This is a genomic window from Pseudoalteromonas lipolytica (assembly GCF_900116435.1).
Taxonomy (GTDB): Bacteria; Pseudomonadota; Gammaproteobacteria; order Enterobacterales; family Alteromonadaceae; genus Pseudoalteromonas; species Pseudoalteromonas lipolytica.
The window spans coordinates 9,748-14,621 of record NZ_FPAZ01000031.1 but is presented as its reverse complement, the minus strand read 5'-3'; the positions used below and the strand labels follow the sequence as shown (position 1 = coordinate 14,621).

Here is a 4,874-nt window from a genome sequence, read left to right as displayed (position 1 = left end):
CGCGAAATAAATTTCACGCCTACATTAAACCGTAGGCGTTATGCTTGCATGGCGCGTTTGCGCAGCAACGTCTCTTTATAAAATTCACGGCTAAAGCCCTTCCTACAAGTAATACACACTACTCACGTGGGAGGCGTTTTAACGCCGAAAAAACAAACCTATTTAGTGGTATTAAACAACCTTCTCGATTTAGCTGTACTTGTACTAGCTCGCATCTCGCTTTTCGCAGCTCGTTGCTTATTTATCTCGTTACTTATTTAAAACGTTGCTTTATCTTTTCAACTATTTCGACGTTGGCGGCTGGGAACACGTAGTAATCAAGCTCATTAATGGGTACCCACTTACCTTGCTGACCTTCTGCGCCATGGGCTTCGCCTGTAAAGTTATCAACTATATGAACATCTAAACGCACACATTTATCGCCGTAATCGTGTTCGATAACCATTAATTCATCACTGCCATTAACCGTCAGGTTTACTTCTTCTAATAGCTCACGTTGTAACGCTGCAAACACGCTTTCGCCCTGCTCGACCTTGCCACCAGGAAACTCCCATAAGCCACCTTGGTGTTTATCGTCTGGGCGCTTACAAATAAATAATTGTTGGTCTTTATAAATTACACCGACTGCGACATGCACTATTTTCTTAGTCATTTTATATTTCCTCAATCATAAAAAAAGCGACGCAAGCGTCGCTTTTTATCCCAGTGTTTTGGTTACTTTAATTTACCACAACACTGTTTAAACTTTTGACCTGAACCACATGGGCACGGCTCATTACGGCCTACTTTAGGCTCTGCACGATGGCTAACTACAGCACCTTGTGGCGTTTCGCCGCCAATGTGCTCAGCTTCTTCGTGTTGGTATTCACGTGGTGCATTTTCGCTACGACGATGTTGCTCTTCTACCTTTTCAACATCTTCTTCTGCACGTACTTGAACTTTACTTAAAATACCCACTACGTCGATTTTTAAGTTTTCAAGCATTTCAGAGAATAGCTCGAATGATTCACGCTTGTACTCTTGCTTCGGATTCTTCTGTGCATAACCACGTAAGTGGATACCTTGACGAAGATGATCCATTGCAGCCAAGTGATCTTTCCAGTGTTGGTCTAGGCTTTGTAGCATAATCGCTTTTTCGAATTGACGTAGTACTGAATCGCCTACCATCTCTTCTTTTTGCTTGTATGCTTGCTCAACGGCTTCTTCGATACGCTCACGCAGTTTTTCTTCGTAAAGTTTACTGTCTTCAGCTAGCCATTGTGAAATTGGCAGCTCAATTAAGAAATCTTGCTTTAAGCGTTCTTCAAGGCCTGGAATATCCCACATTTCCGCTAAGCTTTGCGGTGCAATGTATTGGTCAATCATGCCATTAAGAACATCGCTGCGGATTGCAGTGATAGTTTCTGAAATATCGCCTTCTTCAAGTAGTTCGTTACGTTGCGAGTAAACTACGCGACGTTGGTCGTTTGCAACATCATCGTACTCAAGAAGTTGTTTACGTACGTCGAAGTTACGCGCTTCAACTTTACGTTGTGCGTTTTCGATTGCACGGTTAACCCAAGGGTGCTCAATTGCTTCGCCACGTTGCATGCCCAGTTTACGCATCATGTTAGTCATGCGCTCACCCGCGAAGATACGCATTAACGCATCATCCATTGATAAGTAGAAACGGCTCGAACCTGCATCACCTTGACGACCTGAACGACCACGTAACTGGTTATCGATACGGCGCGACTCGTGACGCTCAGTACCAATGATGTGTAAACCACCGGCTTCGATTACTGCATCATGGCGCTTTTGCCACTCTTCTTTAATCGTTTTGATTTGCTCATCAGTTGGGTTTTCTAGCTTTTCAATTTCGCTGTGCCAGTTACCACCTAACACGATATCGGTACCACGACCGGCCATGTTAGTGGCAATCGTTACTGTGCCAGGTAAGCCCGCGTCAGCAACAATGTCGGCTTCTTGCGCGTGGAATTTAGCATTAAGTACATTGTGCTTAATTTTTTCTTTACGTAAGAATTGCGATAAGTACTCAGAACTTTCGATAGAAATTGTACCCACAAGTACTGGCTGACCACGTTCTTGACAGTCTTTAATATCGGCAAGGATGGCTTCGTACTTTTCTTCTTGTGTTAAATACACAAGATCGGCACGGTCATCACGGATCATCGGTTTATTGGTTGGCATTACAACCGTGTCTAAACCATAAATAGACTGGAACTCAAACGCTTCTGTGTCTGCTGTACCCGTCATACCCGCTAACGTGTCGTATAAACGGAAGTAGTTTTGGAATGTGATTGATGCCAATGTTTGGTTTTCGTTTTGAATGCGTACACCTTCTTTTGCTTCAACAGCTTGGTGTAAGCCTTCTGACCAACGACGGCCTTCCATTGTACGGCCTGTGTGCTCATCAACGATAATTACTTCGTTTTCTTTAACAACGTAATCAACATCTTTTTGATAAAGCTTGTGCGCACGCAGTGCTGCGTAAACATGGCTTAATAATGTGATACTTGAAGCTGAATAAAGTGAATCACCTTCTTCGATTAAGCCACGCTCAATCAGTAGTTCTTCAACCTTAATTTGGCCACGCTCAGTTAAATGAACCTGCTTAGACTTTTCATCGATAGTAAAGTCGCCGTCGCCTTCAACGCCTTCTTCGTCTTCTTTTTCTTGCAGCTCAAGTTCTGGCACAATCTTGTTGATTTCGATGTAAAGCTCAGAGCTGTCTTCAGCCGGGCCTGAGATAATAAGCGGCGTACGCGCTTCATCGATTAGGATTGAATCCACCTCATCCACTACAGCATAGTAAAGTGGGCGTTGAACACGCTCGTCAATGCTAAATGCCATGTTATCGCGAAGATAATCAAAGCCAAATTCGTTATTTGTACCGTAAGTAATGTCGGCGCTGTAAGCCACTTTCTTTTGCTGTGGCATCATGCCTGGCACATTACAGCCTACGGTTAGGCCAAGGAATTCAAATAATGGGCGGTTGGTTTCTGCGTCACGCTTTGCAAGGTAGTCGTTCACGGTAATAACATGAACACCTTTACCCGTTAAACCACGTAGGTATGCAGGCAATGTTGCTGTTAGTGTTTTACCTTCACCGGTACGCATTTCTGCGATACGGCCTTGGTGTAATACCATACCACCTAGTAGCTGTACGTCGAAATGACGCATGCCATTTACACGCTTAGATGCTTCACGTACCACAGCAAATGCTTCTGGTAGAATATCATCTAGGCTTTGTCCGTTATCGTAACGCTCTCTAAATTCTGCTGTTTTTGCTTTTAGATCTTCATCAGAAAGCGCTTCTAATTGCGTTTCAAGCGCATTGATCAGTGCGACCGTCTTTCTTAGGTTTTTAATAGTGCGGTCATTGCGACTACCAAAAATCTTGGTAAATAAATTAGATATCATGATAAAACCGTTACAATATATTCTTTGTTAGCTACTCGTTAGCTAACCCACTTTCTACAATTGATAATTAATATGCGCTTATGCTTATGATGTAGAGCATATTAATTAACAATTTATCTGTACGCTGTTCAAAACACCGCTTATTTCGTGCGCTATCATACCAGAGTCTGCGCAACATCAAACCATCTCAGCGTGAAGATATGGAATTTCAGCAAGAAAATTTAAAAATCAGCCGTAAACTTTAGTTTAACCCCGCAAAAAAACACGAAAATTAAACCACTCGATAGATATGGCGACATTCGAAATAAAATCAAGATGTGGGGTGAAAAAAGGCTCTTAGAGCGAGATTAAAGAGCGGTGATAATTAAACTCACACGTCCTTTGTGTAATATCCATAGAATAGCTTTCCCTGTAAATTAGCTAAAAAACTTTTGAATCACCAAGAACGCCAAGCCACTGAGTGCTTTAGTGAGAAAACCAATAAACATATTCTTTTGACTACCTCATCTACACTCACTTCTCTTTGTGAAATAACAAGATAGTGAAATTGAACCACAGAGTACACCAAGGCGCTGCGCGCTACACCGAGAGAAAACCAATAAATGTATTTCTCTCCTCCGTCTCTTACTCTGTGCTCTCTGTGACCTCTGTGGTTAGAAGAGGTCTTTGTGCGCGAAATAAATTTCACGCCTACAAGTTACTTCTTTCGCCCGTGCAATGCCAAGCGCTCAAGTTTTTCTTTCAGCGATGGCGGTGCATCAGCGGCGATAGCCGTTAAGTAATCAGCTGTTTGCTCGCTCATTTGGCGCTTAGAAACGGGTTTATTGTCGTGTTTTGGTGAGGCTGATAAACGTTGGGTTGCTTGCGGATTCGCTGTTATTTTAATTTGCCCAAGCTCTGCCATACCCGCAGCACGAAAGTGCGAAAGCATATCCATTTTTAAATAATTTAAACGCAGCGCAATAGGCGCAGAAACAGCTTCGATCATTAACGTACCATCACGATAGTTACTTACGCGGCATTTTTTAGACAGTATTTCCCCTAAAAACTCATCAAGAATAGCTTGTTGGCTCGAAAGACCTTGCGTTTTTCCAGCATACGACGCAAGACGGCCACTCAAGCCAGCCATAATATCGCCAAGCGCTTTTGGCGCGTATCTATCTTTTGCCATAATTATCTACCTAAACGGTTTTATTACCTACCAAAGAGAATATACCACCGACCGCCAAGGTAAAGCGAGAATAACAAGATGCGAGAACCGAGATACGAGCTGTAAAGCACCTTCGCGCGAAATAAATTTCACGCCTACATTAAACCGTAGGCGTTATGCTTGCATGGCGCGTTTGCGCAGCAACACCTTTTATAAGATTCACGGCTAAAGCCCTTCCTACAAGTGATGCACACTACACACGTGGGAGGCGTTTTAACGCCGAAAAAGCAAACCTTTTCAG

Annotated in this window: 3 protein-coding genes; all 3 read right to left on the bottom strand. The window is 43.0% G+C overall.

Features of this window, described 5'->3' with window-relative positions; all coding sequences use genetic code 11:
* Positions 1 to 253 precede the first annotated feature (253 nt).
* The 3 genes from mutT to BM378_RS19860 all read right to left on the bottom strand — a co-directional run bounded on the left by mutT (position 254) and on the right by BM378_RS19860 (position 4,594).
* Positions 254 to 652: an 8-oxo-dGTP diphosphatase MutT gene (gene mutT, locus BM378_RS19870; protein WP_065979523.1), complete on the bottom strand. Its 399-nt coding sequence runs from the start codon at positions 650 to 652 to the stop codon at positions 254 to 256.
* Positions 653 to 714: 62 nt separating this feature from the next.
* Positions 715 to 3,423, bottom strand: coding sequence for a preprotein translocase subunit SecA (secA, locus tag BM378_RS19865; protein ID WP_074989858.1), 2,709 nt, complete (start codon positions 3,421 to 3,423; stop codon positions 715 to 717).
* A 697-nt stretch (positions 3,424 to 4,120) separates the two neighbouring features.
* The gene (locus BM378_RS19860; protein WP_036973240.1) at positions 4,121 to 4,594 is read right to left on the bottom strand and encodes a DUF721 domain-containing protein; all 474 of its coding nucleotides are present in this window, start codon (positions 4,592 to 4,594) and stop codon (positions 4,121 to 4,123) included.
* Between the last annotated feature and the right edge of the window lie 280 nt (positions 4,595 to 4,874).